The following is a 26,438-nucleotide window of genomic DNA, read 5'->3' on the forward strand; positions in this document are numbered from 1 at the left end:
GTCGGGGGCCGGGGATTTATCCGACCCGTTCGGTACATCCTAACGTACCAGTCAAATACCAGACAACACCACTTCGCCGGAACCGCCGCCGGCCGACGTTTGTCACCTCAAAAGAGGGCAACTGGTAACCCTCGCAAGGCCCGGTTTCAACGCGCGCTTGTAGAATTGGTATGGTCATTGGTATGTTGATCGCATGGAAACCGCCCTGGTCAACGAATACTTCCGCCTGAGCCGCGACGCGGCCACCCATCAGCCGCTGGCTTATCTGCGGCTGCGCCGTGCGATCCGCAATGTGGTGGAACACCGCGATATTGAACCCGGACAGGCGCTACCCAGCGAGCGCGACCTGTCGCGCGCACTGAGCCTTTCGCGCGTCACCGTGCGCAAGGCCATTGCCGGCCTGGTCGAGGAAGGCATCCTGACCCAGCGTCATGGCGCCGGCACCTTCGTGGCCGAGCGCATCATCAAGCCGATGTCGCGCCTCACCAGCTTCACCGAAGATTTGCGTGCGCGCGGCCTCAATCCGCGTTCGGAGTTCTTCGAGCGTGGCATCGGCGAAGTGACACCTGAAGAATCCATGGCGATGAACCTGTCGCCCGGCGTGCAGGTGGCTCGCCTGCATCGCGTGCGCTATGCGCGCGAGGAGCCGTTGGCCATCGAGCGCACCGTGGTGCCTGCGAGCGTGCTGCCCGATCCGCTGATCGTGCACGACTCGCTCTATGAGGTGCTGGAAAGCCTCGGCTGCCGGCCGCGCCGTGCGCTGCAGCGCCTGCGCGCGGTATCGCTCGGCGCACAGCAGGCGCGCCTGTTGCATGTGCCCACCGGAAGTGCGGGACTCAATATCGAGCGGCGCAGCTTCCTCGATGACGGGCGCGTAGTGGAGTTCACCGTGTCGTGGTATCGCGGCGATATCTACGACTTCGTGGCGGAACTGCACACGGACTGACGCCGCAAAAAAAGGGGCCGTCGAATCGATGGACGGCCCACGGGGAAGAGGCGCCGGACGAGCCGGCGCCGAGGGATTTACATGGAGAAGTCGTAGCGCACGCCGAACTGAAAGTAGCGCGGCGACTGGAACGCCACCGGACGCAGGTAGTTCACGCTGCGCACCGGCTTGCCGGCGTCGTCTAGCGAGCTCTCGCCCACTTCGATCACCGCCAGTTCCTTCTGCTTGGAGAACAGGTTGAACACGTTGGCGGTGAAAGCCAGCGGCTGGTTCGAGCCTGCCCACATCGGCCGGTACTCGGCATTCAAGTCCAGCGACCAGGTCCAGGGCAGACGACCCTTGGAGCCGCGCGGGCTGGGCTTGAAGTTGCACTCGAAGTAGGAGGCGTCGTAATGGATCGCGTCGACCGGATCGAAGCCGATGCAGTTCTTCGGACGGCCGGAGGCCACCGCGAGGTTGGCACCGAACAGCCATTCCTTGGTCGCCTGGAAGTAGCCGTACGCCTTCAGCTGGTGCGTACGGTCGTTGGGCAGCGGACCGTTGGTGAACTGCATGATTTCTGGCGCATCCCAGTCCTGCGTCACTGACGGATCGAGCTGGCCGATATCGGACTTCAGCTGGCCTTCCGAGTTGCCGTAGCTGCGCGAGAAGGTGTAATCCACGCGACCGTACCACTGCTGGTTGAACTGGTGCTCCAGGTACAGATCCAGCGAGTAGTACTTGCGCTTCAGGTCGGGGAACGGCACGTTGCCCGGCGCCGGCGTGGTGAAATCTTCCTTGGTCAGCTTGAACGGCACGAAGTTGCCCTGGCCGGTGGTGTCCACCAGGAAGGTGTTCGACTCGCCCGGATTGAACAGGTAGCAGCCTGCGATGCGCGCGTTGCTGATATCGATGTTGTTGCGCGCGGCGTACTTCTCGAACGGGCGAGAATCGCAGAAGTCGTCGATTGAGCTCTTCAGCTTGCGCAGGGTGGCCTTGGCGCCGAAGCTCCAGCTGTCGTTGATCGCCTTGTCGAAGCCGAGGATGTACTCGTCCTGGTAATAGGCCTTGATCTTCTGCGCCGCGACGCTGCGCGTATCGGGCGTGGTGCCGTCCTCGCCGTTGAGGTAGCCGCGCGAACCGATCTGGGTAAGGCCGGTGGGTTCGCCGTTCGGCGCCACGCCGGTGAAGGTGTAGTACTCGCTGTAGTAGTTGGATGCCGATGCGCCGCGGATCGCCACGTTGGACGGAATCGCCAGGTGGTAACGGCCCGCGTTGGCATACACCTTGAAGCTCGAATCACCGAACACGTCCCAAGTGACGCCCAGGCGCGGCGCGAGCTGATGGCGCTGCTTGACGTACACCTGGCCGGCGCCGTTGAGGTTCTTGAACTGCTCGTTGCGCAGGCCCAGATAGACCAGCCAGCGATCGGTGGCCTGCCAGCGGTCTTCGATGAACTGCGCTTCCTGCTCCACCTTGACGTTGGCGCCGGTCTGGAACAAACGCTTTTCGACCCACGAGGTCGTGCCCGGCGGCGGCACCACGTCGGGACGACCGGTCACCGGACCTGCATCGCGGTACACCCAGCGGTAGCCGCCTTCGTAGATGTTGCCCGCGCGCGATTCCAGCGTCTGGTTGTCCACGCCCGCGCGCAGGTCATGCGAGCCGAGGCGATATTCCACGTCCAGGCGCCAGCCGTGCGTCTTGTCCTGCGCGCCCTTGCCGAGCACGGTGCCGTTGACCAGACCGCAGCCGACGATCGGATTGGCGACGTCATTGCGGTTGTCGAGAACCCACGGGCAGTTCGGGTTGGAGGCGTACGACAGATCGCGCACGTGTTCGGTCTTGCTGCGGCCGTACAGCGCGTTCACGGTCAGGTTGTCGGTGATGTAGCCGGTGTATTTGCCGATGTACACGTCGCCACCCGGCTGCGAGCCCGGTCCAGAATCGAAGTTCTTGGTCTTGTCCGTGCCGAGGAAATTTGTCGCCTGGAACGACTTGTAGTCGTAGGCGTAGACCTGCTTGGTGGTGCTGGTCTTGTCGGACAGCCCGGTCAGTTCGAGCAGGTGGTTATCGGTGATGTTCCAGTCAATCTTGGCCAGCCACTTGGTGGCCTTGCTGTCTTCGTTGGTCTTCTGCGGCGTGGTGACCGGCAGCACGGTGTGGCCCGAGGACTTGGTGAAATCACCGGCTGCGTACAAGAACAGCTTGTCTTTGATCAGAGGACCGCTGACGTAGCCGGTGTACTGCATCGACGAAAATTTGTTGTCGCCGCGGTATTGGTACAGCGTGCCGTTGGTGCGATAGATGCTGCGCGGGGAATCGCGGAAGTACTGCGGGATCACGTACATGCCCACGCCGCCCTTCCAGGTGTTGCCGCCACGCTTAGTTACCACGTTGATCACGCCGCCTGTGGAGCGGCCGTACTCGGCGCCATAGCCGCCGGTGTAGATCTGCTGCTGGTCGATCGCGTCATACGGCAGGCTGGTGAAGCCCAGGCCGGTGAGCGCATTGGTTACGGCATAGCCGTTGATGTAGTACTGGTTCTCCGACGCCGACGAACCGCCGAACGAAGCCACGTTGCCGTAACGCGAGTCGCCCGACACCACACCCGGCGCCAGCAGCGCGGCCGCCGTGACGTTGCGCGCCAGCGGCAGCTTCTGCAGCTGCTCGGAGGTCAGCACGGTGCGCGAGTCGACCGACGACACGTCGATCGCCGGCAGCGCATTGCCGACCACCTGGATGCCTTCCAGCGTCTGGGCGCCGGTTGCGGAGGCGCCGCCGGCGAATGAAACGTCCACGCCGCTGCCCAGCGCGACCTGTACGTTGTCGCGGCTTTCCAGCGTCTTGCCGTCTTTCTGCACGGTCACTTTGTAGCGGCCCACCGGCAGCGAGCCGGCGCGGTAGCGGCCGTCGGCGTCCACTGCGATGTCGCGGGCGAAACCGGTGTCCAGGTTCTCGATATGGATGGTGCTGCCGGCTTCGGCGGTACGGCCAAAGATCACGCCCGAGGCGTTGGACTGCGCCAGCGCCGTGCCGGCGAAGCTCATGCCCAGGGCGATGGCCAGGGCGGTACGACGGCAGGTCGCCGCGTAACGGGATGGACGGTACGTCTGCATGGTGGATCTCCCCGAAAATTCCAAAAGGACGGGCGAAAAGTCGCCCTAAAAGCGCTGCGGGAAATCGCGGCAGACCGTTCTCAAAGCAGGTCCGCAACAAGCGGCGGGCGACCCCTCGCCCGGCGCGCTTCGCAACTTCTCGCGGGTCGCTTGCCGACCTTAGAAGGGGGTCCGAAGGGGAGTCAACAAAAACTTAAGACTTTTTCTTAGGCTGGAGCGCTACTTGAGCGTCGCCCCAAGCTCATGATTTCATGCGGAATTCGCAAAATCGCCCGGCAAGAAAAAACGTGAATCAATGCTTAACGTGACCTTGCGCGAAGCCATCGAATAAAAAAATGCCGCCGGAAGGTATCCGGCGGCTACAGGGGAGATCCGCGCCGGGTGGCCCGGCGCTCGTTCTGCCTGCTTATAGCGAGAAGTCGTAGCGGGCGCCGAAGCGCACTGTGCGTGGTGCGGTGTAGCTCAGGATGCGGCCGTAAGTGCCGCTTCTTGCGCCGCTGTTGAGCTGGTAAGTCTCGATGCGGTTCTGCGCCTTCTGCTGATTGAACACATTGAAGATGTCCATCGAGAACGCCAGCTTGTGGTCTGCCCAGGCCGGACGCCATTCACCGCTCAGGTTCAGCACGTACGACCACGGCATGTTGCCCTGGCTGCCGCGCGGAGCGGTCTGGCCGTTGCAGTAGAAGTACGAAGAGCCGTACTGGTAGGGATCGGTGGGATAGATGCCCTGACAGTTCTTCGGGCGGCCCGAAGCTACCAGCAGGCTGCTGCCCACCAGCCACTCCGGCGTGATCTGGTAGAAACCATAAGCCTTCAACTGGTGGCGGCGATCGTTCGGCAGGTTGCCGCTGGAGCCGTACATCAGTTCCGGGAAGTCCCAGGCTTGGGTCACCGAGGGATCCTGCTGGCCGATATCCGACAGCAGCAGACCTTCGGAGTTGCCGAAGTTGTGCGACCACACGTACTCCACCTTGGCGTACCACTTCTGGTCGAACTGGTGCTCCAGGTACAGATTCAACGCGAGGTATTTGCGCTTCAGGTCCGGGAAGCCGAGCTCTTCCTTCGTCAGCGTGATGTTCTTGAGCGTGCCGTTGCCGTCGTGGTCGACGGTGAAGGTACCGCCCTTGCCCGGATTGAACAGGAGGCAAGGCGCGCCGTCGGTTTCCCAGTTGGTGAAGGCGGGATTAGTGATCGGCGTGCCGGCCTTGGCTTCGTGCGCAAGGAACGGACGGGCATCGCAGAAGTCGTCGATGATGCTCTTCAGGTTGCGATAGATGCCCTTGGCGCCGACGGTCCAGTTCGGCGCGATCTCCTTGTCGAAGCCCAGAATGTACTCGTCCTGGTAATAGGCGCTGATGCCCTTCTTGGCCAGCGTTACCGGATTGGGCGCCTGGCCGTTCGCACCGTTGGCGAAGAACACTGAGCTGATCGGCGTGGGATTGATCGGCGCATTGGTCACCGGATCGACGCCGCTGTACACGAAGTACTGGTTCTCGAAGCGCTGCGGACCGGCGCCGCGGATGGCGACGTTGGACGGCACGGCCAGATGGAAGCGGCCGGCGTTGGCGTAGATCTTGAAGCTGGAATCGCCGTTGACATCCCAGGTCACGCCCAGGCGCGGCGCCAGCTGGTGGCGCTGCTTCAGGAACACCACGCCATCGGTGTTGAAGTTCTTGAACTGCTCGTTGCGCAGGCCGATCTGCGCCATCCAGCGATCGGAAATCTGCCACCGATCCTCGATGAACTGCGCCTGCTGCTCCACCTTCACGTTGCCTGCAGCGCTGAAGATGGTGCGCTGGGCAACTTCGGTCGCGCCGGGCGGGATATGCATGCCAGGAACGGTGGAGAAATTGCCGCTCGCATCGTAATAGGTCCAGAGCGCACCGCCCTGAGTCGCCAGGCCGGAGAACGACTCCAGCGTCTGGTTATCCAGACCACCACGCAGTGTATGCGAGCCCAGGTGATACTCGATGTCGAAACGCCAGGCGTGCGTCTTGTCGTTCGCACCCGGTACCCGCAGATTTCCGCCTACCGGTGCGCAGCTGGTGCGGCTCGGGCGGCTCCGGCTGTCGGTGATGTTGGGACACACCACGCCGGCGGCTCCGACCACATTGTCGACATGATCCGCCGTACTGCGGCCGTACAACGCATTAATGGTGAGACTGTCGGTGATGTAGCCCGTGTACTTGCCGACATAGACCTGGCCGCCGGGCGTCGAGTTGGCGGTGCCCTGGTTCTTCTGATGCTCGGTACCCTTGAGGGTTCCCTGCAGACCTGTGTTGTAGTTGTAGTTGTAGATCACCGTGTCCTGGATGGAGTCTTCGCCGAGGCCGGTGAATTCAAGGATGTGGCTGTCGGTAATATTCCAGTCGACCTTCATCATCCAGCGTGTGATTTTGTTGCTGTCGTCGGTGGTCTTGGTGCTGTTGCCGTTGGTACCGTTGTTGGTGCCGTACTGCACGCGTCCGGTGTTGTTGGTGAACTCGCCCGTGCCGTAGAAGAAAAGCTTGTCCTTGATCAGCGGGCCGCCGATGTACGCGCCGACTTGAGTCTGAGTGAGCTTGTCGTTCGGACGGAACAACACTTTGCCGTCAGTACTGCGACCACTGCCTACCGGGTAGTAGATGTAGCGCTGGGTAGCGGCGAGCTTGGCCGGACTCCACAGCACTTCGGCGCCGGCCTTCCACTGATTGGTACCGCGCTTGGTGATGATGTTGACCACGCCGCCGGTGGAGCGGCCGTACTCGGCGCCGTAGCCGCCGGTAAACACCTGCTCCTGGTCGATCGCGTCGAACGGCAGGCTGGTGAAGCCCAGACCGGTCAGCGGATTGGTGACCGGAAAACCATTGATGTAGTACTGGTTCTCTGCGGCAGAAGCGCCGCCCATGGAAATGGAATTGCCATAGCGGCTATCGCCGCCCGTGGTGCCAGGCGCCAGCAGGGCGGCCGCATTGACGTTGTTGAGAATCGGCAGCTTCTGCAGCTGCTCGGAGGTCAGCACGGTGCGCGAGTCCACCGACGATACGTCGATCGCCGGAAGCGCGTTGGCAACGACCTGGATGCCCTCGAGGTTCTTGGCACCCGTCGCCGCGGTCGCCGCGGTGAAGGAGATCTCGGTACCCGTGCTCACCACCACCTGCACGTTGTCGCGCGAGGTGACCGTCTTGCCGTCCTTCACCAAGCTCACTCGATAGCGGCCAACCGGCAGCGACGCGGCGCGATAGCGGCCGCTCGAATCCAGAGCGATATCGCGGCTCAAACCGGTATCGACGTTCTCGATATGAACCATGGCGCCCGCCTCGTCGGCGCGGCCGAAAATGGTGCCCGAAGCGTTCGACTGAGCTTGGACCACCCCGGCAAGACTCGTGCTCAATGCCACGGCAAGAGCGGTACGCCGCCACAGCGACGCCCGACCAGCATCCTGGAACTTGATCATCTGCGTTCTCCCCAAAATGGCCTTTCAGGCCGACAGGCGCGATGCGCCGAATCGCGGATCGCAAGAACGCGGAAGGCTTCCCCAAGCCTGGTTTGAAACCGCAAGTTCCAGCGAAGCGCGGCCGAACATAAGCGCCTCGCACGGACTCAGTCAACAAAGTTTTTACGATCCGCAGCCACCCTAATTACATCAGTTGCAGCAATAACTTAGGCAGCAAAATGCGAGCTTGCGCGAGGCTGTTTCGTAGCCTTCGCAAAGCTGTCGCACGGACGCGATTGGATATCCAAAAATCGCAGGTTCACGCGCTTTGTCGCATCAGCCGAACAATGGCCGCCAAAGGCTTAGAGGTGAGCACCGGTTCGCCCGGACGCCACGATTGCCCCAAAAAAGAGGCCGCCGGAGTTGTCCGGCGGCCTAGCAGGGAGATCGCGACAGGTCTGCGCCTGGCGCTTTCTTGTCTTGTTTTTACAGCGAGAAGTCGTAGCGCGCGCCCAGGCGGAAGTACCGCGGCTGCTGGAAGCTCAGCGGACGGTTGTAGGCCGGGTCGGTTACGCCGACGTCGGTCTCGCCACCATCCACGCGGCTGGTCACGCGCTGGCTGTTGAACACGTTGAACACGTCCGCCGTGAAGGCCAGCTGGTGGTTGGCCCAGGAAGGCGACCACTGCGCACTCAGGTCGAGCTGATAGGTCCACGGCGTGCGACCACGCGAACCACGCGGCGCGATCTTGCCGTCGCAGTAGAAATACGCCTCACCGTATTGGATCGGATCGCCCGGCATCACACCGATGCAGTTCTTCGGACGACCGGAGGTGATCGCCACATTGGCGCCGAACAGCCAATCCGGGTTCATTTGGTACCAGCCGTAGGCCTTGATCTGATGGCGACGATCGTTCGGCAGCGGGCCGTTGGCGCCATACATCAGCTCCGGGGCGTCCCAGTCCTGCGTGGTAGACGGATCAAGCTGGCCGATGTCCGACTTCAGCATGCCTTCGGAGTTACCGAAGTTATGCGACAGCACGTATTCGAGCTTGCCGTACCACTGCTGGTTGAACTGGTGCTCGATGTACGTATCCAGCGCGAGGTACTTGCGCTTCAGATCTGGGAACTTCAGGTCGGCCTTGCTCAGCTTGAATTCCTGGAAGTTGCCATTGCCAGTGACATCGACCAGGAAGTTGTTGCTCTTGCCCGGATTGAACAGGTAGCAGCCGTTGAGCACGGCATTGGTCATATCGATGTTGTGAGCCGTCGCGTACGTGTAGAACGGACGGGTATCGCACATGTCGTCAATGATGTTGCGCAGATTGCGGTAGATCACCTTGCTGCCGAAGGTCCAATCCTCGGCGAGCTTCTTGTCGAAGCCGACGATGAACTCATCCTGGTAATAAGCGCCGAGTCCTTTGGCCGCGACGGTGCGCGGATCCGGCGTGACGTTGTTGGCGTTGTTGAGATAGACCGTGGGGCCATAGGCCTGGAAGCCGATCGGCGCACCGGTCACCGGGTCGATACCGGTGAAGGTGCCGTACTGGCTGCTGTACAGCGAAGCCGACGCGCCGCGGATGGCCACGTTAGCTGGCACGGCCAGATGGTAGCGGCCCGCGTTGGCATAGAGCTTCAGCGAGGAATCGCCGTACACGTCCCAGGTCACACCCAGGCGCGGTGCCAGCTGGTTGCGCTGGCGGGCATAAGCCTGCCCGGCGCCGTTGTAGTTGCTGAACTGCTCATTACGCAGGCCCAGATAGGCCAGCCAGCGGTCGCTGATCTGCCAGTGGTCTTCGATGAACTGCGCTTGCTGCTCCACCTTCACGTTCGCTGCGGCCTGGAACACGCGGTAGTCGACGTAGCTGAGCGTGCCAGCCGGGAACTGGATGCCACGGCTATCGATAACACCGTTATCCGGTGCCACGTGGTAGGTGTAGCGTTGGTTGCCCTCGTATGAGGTACCGGAGTACGACTTGAGCGTCTGGTTGTCGATACCGGCGCGGATATCGTGGCCGGCGATGCGATATTCCACATCGAGACGCAGACCATCCGTCTTGTCGATCGCGCCAGCCGCCAGCAAATTGCCGATCAGATAGCAGGACGGCGGACCGACCACCTGACCGTCGGGAAGCTGATAATGGCCGTTGGCGATCGGGCAGGCTTGGCCGCTGATGGACACCGGATCCTGTACATGGCGGGAACGGCTCTTGCCGTACAGGGCGGTCACCGTCAGATCATCGGTGATGTAGCCGGTGTACTTGCCGATGTAGTAGTCACCGCCCGGAATAGCGCCGGCGCCGCCGTCGTAGTTCTTCAGATCGATCGTACCGAGCTTGGCGCTGGTGGCGGTCGAGACGTTATTGAAACGGCTGATGACGTCGCTCTCGTTCGTCTTGTCACCGAAGGCGGTGAGTTCGAGCACGTGGTTGTCGGTGATGTTCCAGTCGATCTTGGTCAACCAACGCGACGTCTTGGTGTCGTACTGGTTCGTCGTCGTGTTGCCGTTGGCGTCCGGTCCGCCCGCGGTGAGCCGGCCGTCGCGCTTGGTGAAGTCGCCGGTGGCATACATGAACAGCTTGTCCTTGATCAGCGGACCGCTGATGTACGCGCCGTATTCGGTCGTCCAGGACTTATCCTTGTTGCGGTACTGGTAAAGCGTGTTGTCGTACGGCTGCACGATGTTGCGCGGCGAAGCCATCAGGCCGTTCGGAGTCCACAGCGCTTCCACGCCAGCCTTCCACTGGTTGGTGCCGCGCTTGGTCACGATGTTGACCACGCCACCGGTGGAGCGGCCGTACTCGGCGCCGTAGCCGCCGGTCAGTACCTGCTGCTGGTCGATCGCGTCGAACGGCAGCTGGGCCATGCCGATGCCGGTCAGCGAATTGGTCACGGCGAAACCGTTGACGTAGTACTGGTTCTCGGCCGCCGAAGCGCCGCCGAACGAGGCTACGTTGCCGTAACGCGAGTCACCCTGCACCGTGCCCGGTGCCAGCAGCGCAGCGGCGGTGATGTTGCGCGCCACCGGCACCTTCTGCAGCGTTTCGGAGGTCAGCACGGTGCGCGAATCGACCGACGACACGTCGATCGCCGGCAGCGCGCTGGCCACCACGGACACGCCTTCCAGGTTCTTCGCGGCGCCCGCCGAAGCAGCGGCGGCAGAGAAAGACACGTCGGTACCTGTACCGACTTGCACGGTGACGTTGTCGCGGCTATCCACGACCGCGCCATCCTTCATCAGGCTGACCTTGTAGCGACCGACCGGCAGCGATGCCGCACGGTAACGGCCGGACTGGTCGACAGAGATGTCGCGGGTCTGTCCGGTGTCGAGGTTCTCCAGGTGCACGGTGGCACCCGAGGCATCAGCTCGGCCGAAGATCGTGCCCGAGGCGTTGGACTGGGCCATGGCCACGCCGGCGAGGCTCAGGCTCAAGGCAGTCGCGAGTGCGGTCTGGCGCCACAGCGGCGCTCGACCCAAGAGTCGGATGTTGGTCACTTTGGTTCTCCCCGAAAAGAAATGGCCTTGAGGCCGAATAGGCGCAAGCGCCCAAATGGAACCGGCAAGCGGAGCAGCCATCCGTCATCGACTCTCGATCGTCGAAAGAACACCCCCGTGTCCTTCCGTAGCTGACGCGCCGCTTACGCGATCCGCGCTGGACCTTACGGTTGGAAAGCGACACCCGTCAACAAAAATTTTACTCCTTACGGGAGGCTTACAAATGTATATGCAACAAGAACTTACGATTTGCCGCTGATTGACGAAATCTCTTGCGATCCACCCAGCGACAGAAGTCGTCGGTGGATGGATAGATGGCCAAACGATGCAATCGCCTCATCGAACGCCTGAAAAAAGAAAAAGGCCGCCGATGTTACTCGGCGGCCTATCCGATGGCGCCGGAATAGTTATCCCGGCGCTTATGGCTTTTGCTTACAGCGAGAAGTCGTAACGCGCGCCCAGGCGGAAGTACCGCGGCTGCTGGAAGCTGATCGGACGGTTGTAGGCCGGGTCGGTTACGCCGACGTCGGTCTCGCCACCATCCACGCGGCTCGTCACACGCTGGCTGTTGAACACGTTGAACGCATCCAGCGTGAAGGCCAGCTGGTGATTGGCCCACGCCGGCGACCACTGCGCGCTCAGGTCGAGCTGGTAGGTCCACGGCGTGCGGCCACGCGAACCGCGCGGCGCGATCTGGCCGTCGCAGTAGAAATACGCTTCGCCGTACTGGATCGGGTCGCCCGGCAGCACGCCGATGCAGTTCTTCGGACGGCCGGAGTTGATCGCCACATTGGCGCCGAACAGCCAATCCGGGTTCATCTGATACCAGCCGTAGGCCTTGATCTGATGGCGACGGTCGTTCGGCAGCGGACCATTGGCGCCGCGCATCAGCTCGGGTGCATCCCAGTCCTGCGTGACCGACGGGTCGCGCTGACCGATGTCCGACTTCAGCATGCCTTCGGAGTTGCCGAAGTTGTGCGACAGCACGTACTCCAGCTTGCCGTACCACTGCTGGCTGAACTGGTGTTCCACGTACATGTCCAGCGCGATGTACTTGCGCTTGAGATCCGGGAACTGCAGGTCGGCCTTGCTCAGCTTGAACTCCTGGAAGTTGCCCTTGCCGGTCGTATCGACCAGGAAGTTGTTGCTCTTGCCCGGATTGAACAGGTAGCAACCGTTCACCACCGCATTCGTCATGTCGATGTTGTTCGCCTTCGCATACGCGTAGAACGGACGGCTATCGCACATGTCGTCGATGATGTTGCGCAGCTTGCGGTAGATCACCTTGCCGCCGAAGGTCCAGTCCTCGGCGAGCTTCTTGTCGAAGCCGACGATGAACTCGTCCTGGTAGTACGCACCCAGGCCCTTGGCCGCCACCGTGCGCGGATCCGGCGTGGTGCCGTTCTCCTTGTTGAGGTAGACGGTCGGACCGTATGGGGTGAAGCCGATCGGCTTACCGGTCACCGGGTCGATGCCGGTGAAAGTGCCGTACTGGCTGCTGTACAGCGAGGCGGAGGCGCCGCGGATCGCGACATTGCTCGGCACCGCGAGGTGGTAGCGGCCGGCATTGGCGTAGAGCTTCAGCGACGAGTCGCCATACACGTCCCAGCTCAGGCCCAGGCGCGGCGCCAGCTGATGGCGCTGGCGTGCGTAGGCTTCGCCGTCACCGTTGAAGTTGCTGAACTGCTCGTTGCGCAGGCCGATGTAGCCCAGCCAGCGATCCGAGATCTGCCAGTGGTCTTCGATGTACTGCGCTTCCTGCTCCACCTTGACGTTGGCGCCGGTCTCGAACACGCGGTGGTCCACGTAGTTCAGCGTGCCGGCCGGGAACTGGATGCCGCGGCTGGCGATCTTTCCGCTGGCGGGAGCCACGCGATAGGTGTAGCGATTGTCGCCTTCGTACTGCTGGCCCGAGAAGGACTTCAGCGTCTGGTTGTCGATACCGACGCGGATATCGTGACCGGCAATGCGGTACTCCACGTCCAGGCGACCGCCCTTGGTCTTGTCGATTGCACCGGGGCCCAGCAGCGTGCCGACCAGATAGCAGTTCGGCGGGTTCAGGCGTTGACCGGTGGCGGTGCGATACGAGCCATTGACCAGCGGGCACGGCTGGCCGTTGGCCCAATCGGCAACCTGGGTATGGCGGGCGCGGCTTTCGCCGTACAGGCCGGTGATGGTCAGGTCATCGGTGATGTAGCCGGTGTACTTGCCGATGTAGAAATCGCCGCCCGGCGTGGCGCCGGCGCCGCCGTCGTAGTTCTTCATCGACAGCGTGCCCAGCTTGGCATTGGCCGTGTGCGTAGCGTAGTTGTAGTAATTGACGTCGTCGGTTTCGTTGGTCTTGTCCTGGAACGCCGTCAGCTCCACCACGTGGTTATCCGTGATGTTCCAGTCGAACTTGGCCAGCCAGCGGGTGGTCTTGGCATCGCTCTCGTTGACCGTAGCGTTACCCTTGGCATCCGGGCCGCCGGCGACGGTGCGGCCGTCGCGCTTGATGAAGTCACCGGTCAGGTAGAAGAACAGCTTGTCCTTGACCAGCGGACCGCTGATGTAGGCGCCGTATTCGGTCGACCAGTACTTGTTCTTGTTGCGGTACTGGTAGGTCGTGTTGTCGTACGGCTGCACGATGTTGCGCGGCGCGGCCATCGTGCCGCTGGGAATCCACAGCACTTCTGCGCCGGCCTTCCACTGATTGGTACCGCGCTTGGTCACGATGTTGACCACGCCACCGGTGGAGCGGCCGTACTCGGCGCCGTAGCCGCCGGTCAGTACCTGCTGCTGGTCGATCGCGTCGAACGGCAGCTGGGCCATGCCGATGCCGGTCAGCGAATTGGTCACGGCGAAACCGTTGACGTAGTACTGGTTCTCGGCCGCCGAGGCGCCGCCGAACGAGGCCACGTTGCCGTAACGCGAGTCACCCTGCACCGTGCCCGGTGCCAGCAGCGCGGCGGCGGTGATGTTGCGCGCCACCGGCACCTTCTGCAGCGTCTCGGAGGTCAGCACGGTGCGCGAATCGACCGACGACACGTCGATCGCCGGCAGCGCACTGGCCACCACGGACACGCCTTCCAGGTTCTTGGCGGCATCAGCCGCCGCTGCAGCAGCGGCAAAGGAAACGTCGGTACCAGTACCGACCTGCACGGCCACGTTGTCGCGGCTGTCCACGACCTTGCCGTCCTTCATCAGGCTGACCTTGTAACGGCCTACCGGCAGCGACGCGGCGCGGTAGCGGCCGGACTGATCGACTGCGATATCACGGCTCTGCCCCGTGTCGATGTTTTCAAGGCGAACGCTGCCACCGGCGGCGCTGTCCACATGGCCAAAAACAGTGCCCGATGCGTTGGACTGGGCCAGGGCGACGCCCGCCAGACTCAAACTCAGAGCAGTCGCCAGCGCGGTCTGGCGCCACAGCGGCGCCCGACCCAAGAGTCGGAAATTGGTCACTTTAACTATCTCCCCAGAAAGGCCTGACGGCCGATAGGCGCGAACGCCCGAAAGTTGAATCGCGGAACAAGTCATTCGCCGTCGCCACCGGTTCTTTGACCGATCCCAAAGGCGTCCCCATGCCTCGTGGACGACGCGCGAACTTGCGCGATCCGGGCCTGACCTTACGAGGCGTCTGCGACGCGCGTCAACAAAATTTTTACTCTTGCGCGAGGCTTACATCTTTTTTAAAAACAAGAACTTGCGATTCCTTCGTCGGGCTGACGGCAAGCCTGCACGAAGCTTGCGCGAACACCCCGCCGGCCGCACTCGATGGAACCTTTGTTTGGCCGTATAGATGTCCAAACGCGCGACATCACCCGTTGGCCACATTGCCAGCCGACGAGGCCCTCCGTTAAAGTTGCGTTCGTTCGGGTGTCCCCAAGCCGTCGGCCGAAGGGATGAAACGGGAAGCCGGTGCGCCCCTCGGGGTCAGGCCGGCGCTGCCCCCGCAACGGTAAGCGAGCAATTTGCCGCGGTGACGAAGCCACTGTGCCCAAGGGCATGGGAAGGCCACTGCGGAGCGCGGCGACGCGCACTCGCGAGCCCGGAGACCGGCCCGGATTTCCAACTGGCGACTCGCGGAGGGCGAGGTCGGACCACGTGTCGGCGCTCGTTCGCCTGCCGTCGTTCCTTTCCTTCCTTCGCTTACGTTGCGCCAGCTCACGAACCGATGAGCCGTGCGAGAGGCGCGGCGCAAGGAAATGCGACACATGAAGAAGACCCTGCTCGCCACCGCCCTGCTGTCCTGCGTCGCGGTGGCGCATGCCGCCGACCAGAATCAGGCCGGGCAGCTGCCGACCGTGGTGGTGACCGCCACCCGCACCGCGATGCCGATCGACGAAACGCTGGCGCCGGTCACGGTGCTCACGCGCGACGACATCGAACGACTGCAGCCGCAATCCGTGCAAGACCTGCTGGCGGGCCTGCCGGGCGTGGCTTTCGCCAACGCCGGCGGCCTGGGACAGCAGACGTCGCTGTTCATGCGCGGCACCAACTCTTCGCACACGCTGGTGCTAGTGGACGGCGTGCGCATCGGCACCGTGGGTGCCGGCATCCCGGCGTTCGAGCAGCTGCCGGTCGAACAGATCGAGCGCATCGAGATCGTGCGCGGCCCGCGCTCCAGCCTGTACGGCTCCGACGCGATCGGCGGCGTGATCCAGATCTTCACCCGCCACGGCCAGCCCGGTGAGGCCCTGACGCCTTCCGTGACCCTGGGCGTGGGCAGCCATCGCCTGGCCGACGGTCAGTTCGGCCTGTCCGGCGGTTCGCGCAACGCGTGGTTCAACGCCAGCGTGGGCGGCCAGTACACGCGCGGCATCAATGCCTGCCGCGCCGCGGCGGCCGGCGTGGGCGGGTGCTTCGTCAACGAGCCGGACGCCGACGGCTATCGCACCTATAACGGCGCGCTCAGCGGCGGCTATCGCTGGGACGACGGCACCGAACTGTCCGCCAGCTTGCTCAAGAGCAAGGGCGACATCGAGTACGACGGCTCCTTCCAGAACTACACCCGTCGCTCGCAGCAGGTGGCCGGCGCGAACCTGCGCTTCGCCGTGCTGGACGCCTGGAAGATGAGCCTGAGCGCCGGCCAGAACCTCGACCGCGCCGACAATTACCTCGACAACGCCGCCCTGGGCGCCGACATGCTGCGCGTAGGCAATCTGTATTCGCGTCGCAACCAGGCGTCCTGGCAGAACGATGTGACGCTTGCGCCGGGCCAGCTGCTGAGCGCCGGCGTGGATTACCAGCAGGAACGCGTGCAGAGCGACACCGATTTCCTGCGCACCAAGCGCAACAACACCGGCGTGTTCGCGCTGTACCAGGGCCAGTTCGGCTCGCACGAAGTGCAGCTGTCGGCGCGCCACGACCACAACCAGCAGTTCGGCAACCACGACACCGGCGCCGCTGCCTACGGCTACCGGTTCGCCAACGGCATGAAGCTCACCGCTTCGTACGGCAGCGCGTTCCACGCGCCGACCTTCAACGACCTGTACTTCCCGCCGTTCTTCGGCTTCCCCACCGCGAACCCGGACCTCAAGCCGGAGAAGTCGCGCACGGCGGAGATTGGGCTGTCGGCGCGCCCCGGCGCATGGAACTGGGCGATCAATGCCTACCAGACCAAGGTCGACGACCTCATCGGCTACGACGCCAACTTCGTGCCCGTCAACGTCAGCAAGGCGCGTATCCGCGGGATCGAGGGCCAGTTGGGCGCCGACGTGGACGGTTGGCACGTGCGCGGCTACCTGACCTTCCAGAAGCCGGAAAACCGCGGCGAGGACGACCCCAACCACGGCAACCTGCTGGCGCGCCGCCCGGAGCGCATCGCCCGCGTCGACCTGGACCGCGACCTGGGCGCCTTCAGCGTCGGCGGCACGGTCAATAGCGAGGGCTACCGCTACGACGACGCGGCCAACCTGCAGCGCCTGGGCGGCTACGCCACCGTGGACCTGCGCGCCAGCTGGAACTTCCAGCCGGGCTGGAGCCTGCAGGCACGCGTGGCCAATGTGTTCGATCACCGCTACGAAACCGTGCGCTTCTACAACCAGCTGGGCCGCACGGCCTATCTGACGGTGCGCTACAGCCCGTCGCACTAATGCCTGGCACGGGTCGGGGCGAGCGTCGGCTCGTCCCGACCTGCGGCCTGGACGCGGGCCGAACTTCAGGCACATCCCAAGCAGCCCGTCCCCGGCATAAAGTCCCGCCCGGAGCGCCGCAGGAGGCGCCGCCCGGGGAACACGTGAACATCTTCGCTCCAATGATCCGCCGTCCGGTGGGCACTTCGCTGCTCGCCCTGGGCTTGGCGCTGGCCGGCCTCTGGACCTACATCCTGATCGGCGTGGCGGCGCTGCCGGCGCTGGAGTTCCCCGGCATGTCGGTCTATGCCGAAGTCCCGGGCGCGAGCGCACAGACCATGGCGTCCACCGTGGCCGCTCCGCTGGAGCGCCACCTGGGCCGGATCCCGGGCATCAAGGAGATGAGTTCGGAGAGCAACGACGGCTCGACCTCGGTGGTCCTGCTGTTCGAACCGGGCAAGTCGACCGACAAGCTGGCGCGCGACGTACAGGCGGCGATCAACGCCGCCCAGGTGGACCTGCCGTCGAGCATGACCATCCCGCCGCGCTACTTCAAATTCAACAACTCGCAAATGCCGGTGCTGCTGCTGTCGATGACCTCCAGCACGCAGACGCCGGACAAGCTGTTCGACATGGCCGACACGCTCATCAAGCCGGTCCTGTCGCAGGTGCCGGGCGTGGCTCAGGTGCGCATCATGGGCGGCCGGCCGAAGGCGGTGCGCGTCGAGCTCAACAATGCGCAGCTGGCGGCGATGGGACTGTCCGGCAACGATGTGCGCAACGCGCTGCGCGCAGCCAACGTCACCTCGCCGCAGGGCACGCTGAGCGATGGCGTGACCCAGATGACGGTCACCGCTACCGATGCCCTGCACGACCCGGAGGAGTTCGGCCAGCTGCTGATCTCGGTGAAGAACGGCACGCCGGTGCGTCTGTCCGACGTGGCGAAGGTCTACAGCGGCCAGCAGGACGAATACCAGGCAGCCTGGTTCAACGGTTCGCGCTCGGTGACCATCCGCGTGAGCAAGCGGCCGGAAGCCAACGCCGTGGCCACCGCCGACGCGGTGCGCGCCAAGCTGCCGGAAATGCGCTCGTGGCTGCCGGCCGACCTCAAGATCACCCCGATCTTCGACCTTACCCAGACCACCCGCTCGGCCCTGCACGAAGTGGAGATCGCCCTGCTGCTGAGCATCCTGCTCGTAGCGGTGGTGATGCTGGTGTTCCTGCGCCGGGTACGGCCGATGCTGATCGCCATGATCAGCGTGCCGCTGTCGCTGGCCGGCGCCTTCGTGGTGATGTGGTCACTCGGCTACACGCTCAACACGTTGTCGCTGGTGGCGCTGGTGCTGTGCATCGGCTTCGTGGTCGACGACGCCATCGTGGTGATCGAGAACATCGTGCGCCACATGGAGCACGGCGAGCAGGCCTTGCCGGCATCGCTGCTGGGCGTGCGCGAGATCGGCTTCACCGTGGTCTCGATCACGCTGTCGCTGGTGGCGGTGTTCGTGCCGCTGTTGTTCGGCAACAGCCAGTTCACCGTGATCATGCGCGAGTTCTCCGTGACGCTGACGTCGGCGGTGGTGATCTCGGCGGTGATCTCGCTCACCGTGACGCCGGCGCTATGCGGCTGGATGCTCAGGCAAGATAGCGCGCGGCGCGAACCGGGCCGGATCGAGCGTGCAGTCGAGCGTTTCGACCGCGGCATGCAACGCACCTACGAGCGCGCGCTGGACTGGGCCATGCACCATCGCCGCCTGATGCGCTGGCAGCCGCTGATCCTGCTGGTGGCCACTATCGGGCTGGCGATGGCAGTGGTGAAGACCGCGGGCTTCAACTTCATGCCCAAGGAAGACATCGGCCTGATCCGCGCCATGGTCCGCGCCGACACCAATATCTCGCCCACGCTGATGGCGGTGCGCGCGCAAAAGGCGGCCGAGGTCATGCTGAAGGACCCGGCCGTGCTCGACGTGACCACCTTCCTCGGCGCCGACAATGCCGGCGGTGCGGTGGGCAACCAATCGGTGATGTACGTCGACCTCAAGCCCAAGGGCGATGGCCCCGGCGAGCGCCCGGAGCATATCGACAAAGTGGTCGAACGCCTGCGCAAGCAGTACGAGCTGCTCCCGGATGTGCAGGTCTCGCTCAGTTCGTTGAGCTTCTTCAATGGCGGCGGCGGTGGCGGCGGGCAGGGCGCCGAGAGCTTCCAGCTGGTCAGCGCCAGCACCATCGACTTGCAGCCGTGGGTCTACAAAGTCACCCGGCTGATGAAGGACCGTCCGCCGTTCCGCGACGTCAGCAGCGACTACGACAACATCGACAAGCAGCAGATGCTGAAGGTGGACCGCCAGGCGGCCAGCCGCGTCAACGTGAGCATGGGCGCGGTGGATACCGCGCTGTACAACGCCTTCGGCCAGAACCAGGTGTCGATCATCTATTCGGACATCAACCAGTACTGGGTGGTGCTGACCTCCAGCGCCGAGCACACGCTTACCCCCGACACCCTGCTCAACACCTACGTACGCAATACCCGCGGCGGCATGGTGCCACTGTCGGCGGTCGCCAAGATCGAGCCGAACGTGACGCCGTCCATCGTCAATCACTACAACCAGCTCGAATCGGTGCAGGTCTACTACAACTTGCCGCAGGATTTCCCACGCGACAAGGGCATGCAGCTGATCGACCAGCTGGTCGCCGAGGCGCGGCTGCCGCCCGGCGTGAAGATCGGCTACACCGGCGAGAACCAGCAACTGCAGGAAAGCCAGGACAACTCCCTGCTGCTGCTGATCGGCTCGATCTTCGCGATGTACATCGTGCTGGGCATCCTGTACGAGAGCCTGGGTCAGCCGCTGACCATTCTCTCCACGCTGCCGGCCGCCGGCGCGGGCGCGTTCCTGGCGATGCTGGTGACGCACACGCCGATGTCGCTGATCGGCGTGATCGCGATCCTGATGCTGATCGGCATCGTGAAGAAGAATGCCATCCTGATGGTCGATTTCGCCCTGGTGCGCCAGCGCGAGCACGGCTTGCCTGCGCCGGAGGCGATCCGCGAGGCGGCGCTGGTGCGCTTCCGGCCGATCACCATGACCACGCTGGTGGCGATCGGCGCGGCCCTGCCGCTGGCGATCGGCTTCGGCATCGGCGCGGAAACGCGCCAGCCGCTGGGCGTGGCGATCGTGGGCGGTCTCCTCGTTTCGCAGCTGCTCACGCTCTTGAGCACGCCGGCGATCTACCTGTGGAACCACGACCGCAAGGAGCGCAAGGCGGCGCGGCGTGCGCGGCGTGAGGCCAAGCGTTCGCTCAAGGCGGCAGGGCAAGCGGCGTAACAACCTGCCCGCGGAGAGTTCTGCTCCCCCTGCCTTTCGACACGGCCGGACTAAAGGCACATCCGCCATGCCTCCGGCCATGGGCATATAGCCGATATGATTGATCCTGCCCCCGGCGCCTTCCGCGCTGGCATCCCCTGGCGCGCGCCACGCCGGCGCGCACCGAGAACGTTCGGTACGGAAGCCTCGTGAACATCTTTGCGCCGCTGATTCGCCGCCCTGTCGGCACTTCGCTGCTCGCCCTGGGCCTGTTGCTGGCCGGCGTGTTCGCCTATCGCCTGCTCGGCGTGGCGGCCCTACCTTCGCTGGAATTTCCCGGCGTGTTCGTGGTCGCCTCGATGCCGGGCGCCAGCGCGCAGACCATGGCCAATACCGTGCTGGCGCCGCTGGAGCGGCACCTGGGCCGGATCCCCGGCGTGGAGGAGATGTACGGCAACGCCAGCGAAGGCTCGGCCACGGTGCAGGTGCGCTTCAATTTCGGGCGCAGCGCGGACAAGGCGGCGCGCGACGTGCAGGCGGCGATCAACGCCGCCGCGGTGGACCTGCCCTCGGGCATGCCTTCGCCGCCGCAGTATTTCAAGTTCGATACCTCGCAGATTCCCATCCTGCTGGTCTCGCTCACTTCCACCGGCCTGCCCTCGGACAAGCTCTACGATCTCACCGATACCCTGCTCAAGCCCGCCGTGGCGCAGATCCCCGGCGTGGCGCAGGTGCAGGTCTTCGGCGGCACGCCGCATGCGGTGCGGGTGGAACTGGACACCAATGCGCTGGCCGCCAAGAAGCTCAGCGCCGACGACGTCGGCAACGCCCTGCGCGCCGCCAATGTCACCTCCCCGCAGGGCATCCTCACCGACGGCCGCACGCAGACCACGTTGATCGCCAATGATTCGATGCACACGCCGGAGGAGTTCGGCCAGCTGCTGATCTCGGTGAAGAACGGCACGCCGGTGCGCCTGTCGGACGTGGCCAAGGTCTACAGCGGCCAGCAGGACATCTACCAGGCCGCCTGGTTCAACGACCGCAATACCGTGGCGATGCAGATCAGCAAGCGCCCCGAGGCCAACGCGGTGGCCACCGTGGAGGAAATCCGCCGGCGCCTGCCGCAGTTCCGCCAGTGGATGCCGGCGGACGTGCAGATCACCCCGATCTTCGACCTGACCCTGACCACCAAGTCGGCGCTGCACGAGGTGGAAGTGGCGCTGCTGATCAGTATTGCGATGGTGATCCTGGTGATGCTGGTGTTTCTGCGCCGGCTGCGGCCCACCCTGATCGCTACGCTCAGCGTGCCGTTGTCGCTGGCCGGCGCCTTCGTGGCGATGTACTTCCTCGGCTACACGCTCAACACGTTGTCGCTGGTGGCGCTGGTGCTGTGCATCGGCTTCGTGGTCGACGACGCCATCGTGGTGATCGAGAACATCGTGCGCCACATGGAGCATGGGGAGACGCCGCTGCAGGCGGCGCTGATCGGCGTGCGCGAGATCGGCTTCACGGTGATTTCGATCACGCTGTCGCTGGTGGCGGTGTTCGCGCCGCTGCTGTTCGGCAACAACATGCTGATCATGCTGTTGCGCGAGTTTTCGGTAACGCTGGCGGTGGCGGTGATCATTTCGGCGATCGTGTCGCTTACCTTGACACCGGCCCTGTGCGGTTACTTCCTCAAGCTGGACGAACCCGGCGCACGTGAACCCAGCCGGATCGAACAGGCGCTGGAGCGTTTTGACCGCGGCTTCCACCGCGCTTACGAGCGCGCGCTGGACTGGGCCATGCATCACCGCCGGCTGATGCGCTGGCAGCCGCTGATCCTGCTGGGACTGACCGTGGCGCTGGCCATCGCCGTGGCCAAGACCGCCGGCGGCAACTTCATGCCGGAAGAGGACATCGGCATGATCCAGGGCGATATCCGCGCCGACGCGAATATTTCGCCGACGCTGATGGCCGCGCGTGCGCGCCGGGCCGCGGAGATCATGCAGAAGGATCCGGCGGTGCTCGACGTGCTCACCACGCTGGGTGCCAACGACGGCACCGGCGGCGTGGGCAATGCCGGCAATATGTTCGTCGACCTCAAGCCGCGCGGCGACGGGCCCAATGACCGGCATGAGAGCGCCAAAAAGGTGATGGAGCGCCTGTCCAAGCAGTACGACACGCTGCCGGACGTGAAGGTCACGCTCGACCTGGTGCAGTTCCTCGGCGGCGGCGGCAGCGGCGACGGTGGCGGCAAGTACGAGTTCCAGCTGATCGGCACCAGCGGCGACGACCTGCAACCGTGGACCCTGAAGATGGTGCGCTACCTGCGCACGCAGAAGGACATGCGCGACGTCACCAGCAATTTCGACCTGACCGGCAAGCAGCAGTTGCTGAAGGTGGACCGCGAATCCGCCAGCCGTCTGCACCTGGGGCTGGGCACGATCGATTCGGCGCTCTACAACTCCTTCGGCCAGCGCCAGGTGTCGATCATCTATTCGGACATCAACCAGTACTGGGTCGTGCTGACCTCGGCCGCGGCCGAGTCGCTGAGTCCCGAGACGCTGCTCAACATCCGCGTGCGCAACACCCAGGGCACGATGATCCCGCTCTCGGCGGTGGCGCGCGTCGAACCCAACACGGCGCCGCTGCGCATCCGCCACCACAATCAGCTGGAGGCCTCCACCATCCGCTACAACCTTGCCGACAAGGTGCCGCAGGACCGGGGTATCGCCCTGGTCAAGCAGGCGGCGATCGCGGTCGGCCTGCCGGCGGGCGTGCACGTGGAGTTCGCCGGTGAGAACCAGCGCCTGCAGCAGGCGCAGTCCAACGGCATGATCCTGCTGCTGGCCTCGATCCTGGCGATGTATATCGTGCTGGGCATCCTGTACGAGAGCCTGGGTCATCCGCTGACCATTCTTTCCACCTTGCCCGCGGCGGGCATGGGCGCGTTCCTGGCGATGCTGGTGACGCAGACCCAGCTCACGCTGATGGCGATCATCGCGATCCTGATGCTGATCGGCATCGTGAAGAAGAACGCGATCCTGATGGTCGACTTCGCCCTGGTCGCCCAGCGCGAGCGCGGCCTGTCGCCGCCGGAAGCCATCCGCGAGGCGGCTCTGGTGCGCTTCCGCCCGATCACCATGACCACCCTGGTGGCCATGGGCGCGGCGTTGCCGCTGGCGATCGGCTTCGGTGTCGGCTCGGAGATGCGCCAGCCGCTGGGCGTGGCGATCGTGGGCGGCCTGCTGGTGTCGCAGCTGCTCACGCTGCTGAGCACGCCGGCGATCTATCTGTGGAACCACGACCGCAAGGAACGCAAGGCGGCACGCCGGGCGCGGCGCGAGGCGAAGCGGGCGCTGAAGGCGGCGAATCAGGTCGCCTGAGCGTGAACCCGCATCAGTCCTTCGGGCTGGTGCAGGCCGCCATGCGATGGCCCTCGACGCGCAGTACGGTATCGCCGCCGGCGGCCGCCAACGTACCCACGTAGTGCTCCGGCGAATCGAACGCCAGCTGGCCATGCATGGAGGCCGCATCGGCGCAGCGCAGATGCCAGTTCAGCGATGTGCGGCTGCGGTGCGCGTCTTCCCGCTGGCAGGCGGCGGCGCCCGGCGGCGACATCGCGAATGACGACCAAGGATCGGCATCCTCGTCCACGCATTGCCACGCCGCCGTTTCGCGGACAGGGTTGCCGCTGCGCGTGACGATTTTCCACAGCCCGGGCATGGCCTGGAAATCGCCGGCGTCGGCATGCGCGCGCGGCGCCAGCAGCGAAGAAAGCAGCATGACGGTCAAGGCGGCGCGGCTCGCGCGCGCCAGGGCATAAGCGACATACATCGGCAAGGCATCCATCGATAGGCGTACGGCCAGCGCCGCTTCCCTGCGGCGCTGGCATCGCGAAATTCCACCGTCCCATGACGGCGGAACAGGTGGACTTGAAGCCTTCAGTCCTGCAAGGCGTTGTCGTCGTCGTCATCCTCGTGCCGTGCGACGGCGCGGCCGAAGTCGAACATGTCCATCAGGTTGCCGATGGCCGGCGCATTGACCGGCACGTACGGATCGTCGCGGCGCGCACGCGGGTTGGGCAGGTTGTCGCGTCCGCGCGGCGAGATGGTTTCGTGCAGGCGCCAGTTCGCCTCGACGAATTTGTCGAAGGAGACATGGTCGTAATAGGTATGAACGACGCGCCCGCCGGTGGAGAAGCGCGAAACCACCAGCATCGGGATACGCGTGCCGTCGCCGAAGAAATCGATCGGCTGGATGTAGCCCGAATCCCAGTAGCCGCCGCCTTCGTCGAAGGTCACCATGATCGCGGTGTCCTTCCACACGTCAGGATTGGCCTTGGCCATCTCCACGATCTTCTTCACGTAGCCTTCGAACAGACCCAGCTTGGACGAGGCCGGATGGCCGTCCAGGATGCCGTCGGGCTTGGCGATGGCCACCGCCGGCAAGGTGTTGTTCTGGATATCGCGGTAGAGATCGTTGATGTCCTGATTGTTGGCACGCAGCTTGGGATCAGTCATCACCTGCGTGGAGTACAGGAACGGATCGCAGATGTTGCAGAAGGTGCCGGCCTCGCCGTTCTCCTTGCCGCCGCCCCAGCCTTCGCCGTAGTACTTCCAGCTCACGTGATGGCGGGTGAGCAGCAACGCGAGGTTCTCCTGCCGGGTCGGCGGGATGGTGAACTGGTCGGCGCCCAATGGGGCCGGGGTGCCATCGCCGAGATAGCCGGGGTTGTAGTTGTTGACCAGGTAATAGGCGCCGCGCTTGCAGTCGCCGCCGCGGAAGCTGCGGTACGGCAGGCTACGCAGGTAGTCCTTCACCGAAGCTACGCCGGGCTGGCTTTCGTCCTCGCAGTTGACGTAGGAGCCACCGCCGTAGCCGTCCTGCGTGTACCAGTTGTCGGCGCCGGGCATCGGGTCGGGATTTTCGATCTGATTGGCCGGCGGCATCACCGGACGGCCGTTCGCGTCGGCGTAATAGATGAGGCTGCCATAGCCGAGCATGATGTGGTTGGCGCCGGTGCCGCCCATCACGGACTGGTGGAAGTTGTCGCTGAGCGCATAGTCGCGTGCCAGCTGCGCGAAGTACGGCGCGTCGCCCTTGGCCATGTTGAGGAACTGCATGGCGGTGGAGCCTTCGCCGGTGGTCTGCTCGTTGAAACTCGCGGGACGGCTCTTGCCGTTGCTGCCCGCGCCCACGCTGGTTTCCACCCACGGAAAGAGGTCGTTGCGGCAGCCGCTCGGGTTGGCCGGCGTAGCGGCGGCGCGGGAGCAGTCCAGCTGCTGCCACATCTGGAAGAAACGATGCACGGGGCTGTTGGCGTAGTCGTCGTAGCTCAGCGACGCGCTTGCATCGACCGGCGCGTTGGGCAATTGGGTGGGGAAGCGTGTATCGACGACATGTTGCGGCAACCCGGTGCCACCACTGGCGAGCTGGCCGTACTCGCCCGCGGGCAAGCCGGGCTCGACCGCTTCGGCCTGTGCGGCGGACGCGAAATACGGCTGGGTTGGCGCGCCGCCGGTATTCATCGCCGGCAAGAGGTCATAGGGCGCGGTGCGCGTCGGCGCGAGCGAGTACTTGCCGCTGTCGGTGGCGCGCCATTGCCGCGCGAGTGCCACGTTCGGACCTGGCGTGCCGTCGGCATTGACGATGCCCTCGGAGAGCAGGTTGCGCACACTCTGTCCCGCAGGCGGCGTATAGGTCGCGTAGACGTGATCGAAGGTGCGGTTCTCGCCGATCAACAGGATCACATGCTTGATCGGTGTGCGCGTGCGGTCGCTGCGATCATCCGCATCGCCCGGGCGATGCAAGGTGACGATGCCACCCGGCAGGCCGGGGCGCGGGCTGGTACCGGCGCCGGGAATACCGTGGCGGAACGCGGCATCCTGGTCGGGCGCGGTGGTCTGCGCGCCCGCCGCGCCGGCCAGTGCGGTGGCGAGCGCGACGGATAGCAACGACAGATAAGACTGACGGCCGTGAAACTTGGGCATGGCTTGGACTCCTGCAGCTTGCATGACTGCAATCGCGTGGTCCCCCTGATGCGGCATGCGCTGTGCGTATGCCGGCGCCGGAGCATGGTCTGCGCGGATGACGCTGCGTTGGCAGCGAAGCGACAGCGACGACCGCGCAGATGACAACGCGGCT

10 protein-coding genes and 1 riboswitch are annotated in these 26,438 nt (G+C 64.3%); of the genes, 4 read left to right on the top strand and 6 right to left on the bottom strand.

What is annotated here, in order from left to right; translation table 11 throughout:
- Nucleotides 1–193 precede the first annotated feature (193 nt).
- Nucleotides 194–946 (top strand): GntR family transcriptional regulator, encoded by a 753-nt coding sequence (locus tag ACNR9O_RS20445; protein ID WP_167253761.1) that lies wholly within the window; start codon nucleotides 194–196, stop codon nucleotides 944–946.
- Between the two features lie 77 nt (nucleotides 947–1,023).
- Here the strand turns inward: ACNR9O_RS20445 and ACNR9O_RS20450 are convergent, their stop codons facing one another.
- The 4 genes from ACNR9O_RS20450 to ACNR9O_RS20465 form a co-directional block, all read right to left on the bottom strand.
- Nucleotides 1,024–4,044, bottom strand: coding sequence for a TonB-dependent receptor (locus ACNR9O_RS20450; RefSeq protein WP_473685334.1), 3,021 nt, complete (start codon nucleotides 4,042–4,044; stop codon nucleotides 1,024–1,026).
- A 406-nt stretch (nucleotides 4,045–4,450) separates the two neighbouring features.
- Nucleotides 4,451–7,480 (bottom strand): TonB-dependent receptor, encoded by a 3,030-nt coding sequence (locus tag ACNR9O_RS20455; protein ID WP_473685332.1) that lies wholly within the window; start codon nucleotides 7,478–7,480, stop codon nucleotides 4,451–4,453.
- A gap of 465 nt (nucleotides 7,481–7,945) precedes the next feature.
- Nucleotides 7,946–10,954 (bottom strand): TonB-dependent receptor, encoded by a 3,009-nt coding sequence (locus tag ACNR9O_RS20460; RefSeq protein WP_473685330.1) that lies wholly within the window; start codon nucleotides 10,952–10,954, stop codon nucleotides 7,946–7,948.
- A 432-nt stretch (nucleotides 10,955–11,386) separates the two neighbouring features.
- Nucleotides 11,387–14,398: a TonB-dependent receptor gene (locus ACNR9O_RS20465; protein WP_473685329.1), complete on the bottom strand. Its 3,012-nt coding sequence runs from the start codon at nucleotides 14,396–14,398 to the stop codon at nucleotides 11,387–11,389.
- Nucleotides 14,399–14,793: 395 nt separating this feature from the next.
- Nucleotides 14,794–15,014, top strand: a riboswitch (cobalamin riboswitch).
- 136 nt (nucleotides 15,015–15,150) lie between these two features.
- Here ACNR9O_RS20465 and btuB point away from each other — a divergent pair.
- The 3 genes from btuB to ACNR9O_RS20480 all read left to right on the top strand — a co-directional run bounded on the left by btuB (nucleotide 15,151) and on the right by ACNR9O_RS20480 (nucleotide 23,677).
- Nucleotides 15,151–17,031, top strand: a complete 1,881-nt coding sequence (btuB, locus tag ACNR9O_RS20470; protein WP_473685327.1) for a TonB-dependent vitamin B12 receptor — start codon at nucleotides 15,151–15,153, stop codon at nucleotides 17,029–17,031.
- Between the two features lie 143 nt (nucleotides 17,032–17,174).
- Complete coding sequence (locus ACNR9O_RS20475; RefSeq protein WP_473685325.1) at nucleotides 17,175–20,330, top strand: efflux RND transporter permease subunit; 3,156 nt, start codon at nucleotides 17,175–17,177, stop codon at nucleotides 20,328–20,330.
- 188 nt (nucleotides 20,331–20,518) lie between these two features.
- Nucleotides 20,519–23,677, top strand: coding sequence for an efflux RND transporter permease subunit (locus ACNR9O_RS20480; RefSeq protein ID WP_473685323.1), 3,159 nt, complete (start codon nucleotides 20,519–20,521; stop codon nucleotides 23,675–23,677).
- A gap of 13 nt (nucleotides 23,678–23,690) precedes the next feature.
- Here ACNR9O_RS20480 and ACNR9O_RS20485 read toward each other — a convergent pair whose 3' ends face one another.
- Together ACNR9O_RS20485 and ACNR9O_RS20490 are read right to left on the bottom strand one after the other, a co-directional pair.
- Nucleotides 23,691–24,128: a DUF3617 domain-containing protein gene (locus ACNR9O_RS20485; protein ID WP_473685321.1), complete on the bottom strand. Its 438-nt coding sequence runs from the start codon at nucleotides 24,126–24,128 to the stop codon at nucleotides 23,691–23,693.
- A 107-nt stretch (nucleotides 24,129–24,235) separates the two neighbouring features.
- Nucleotides 24,236–26,284, bottom strand: a complete 2,049-nt coding sequence (locus ACNR9O_RS20490) for an alkaline phosphatase family protein (RefSeq protein WP_473685319.1) — start codon at nucleotides 26,282–26,284, stop codon at nucleotides 24,236–24,238.
- Nucleotides 26,285–26,438 lie beyond the last annotated feature (154 nt).

This window comes from Dyella sp. CR10, from assembly GCF_055814425.1.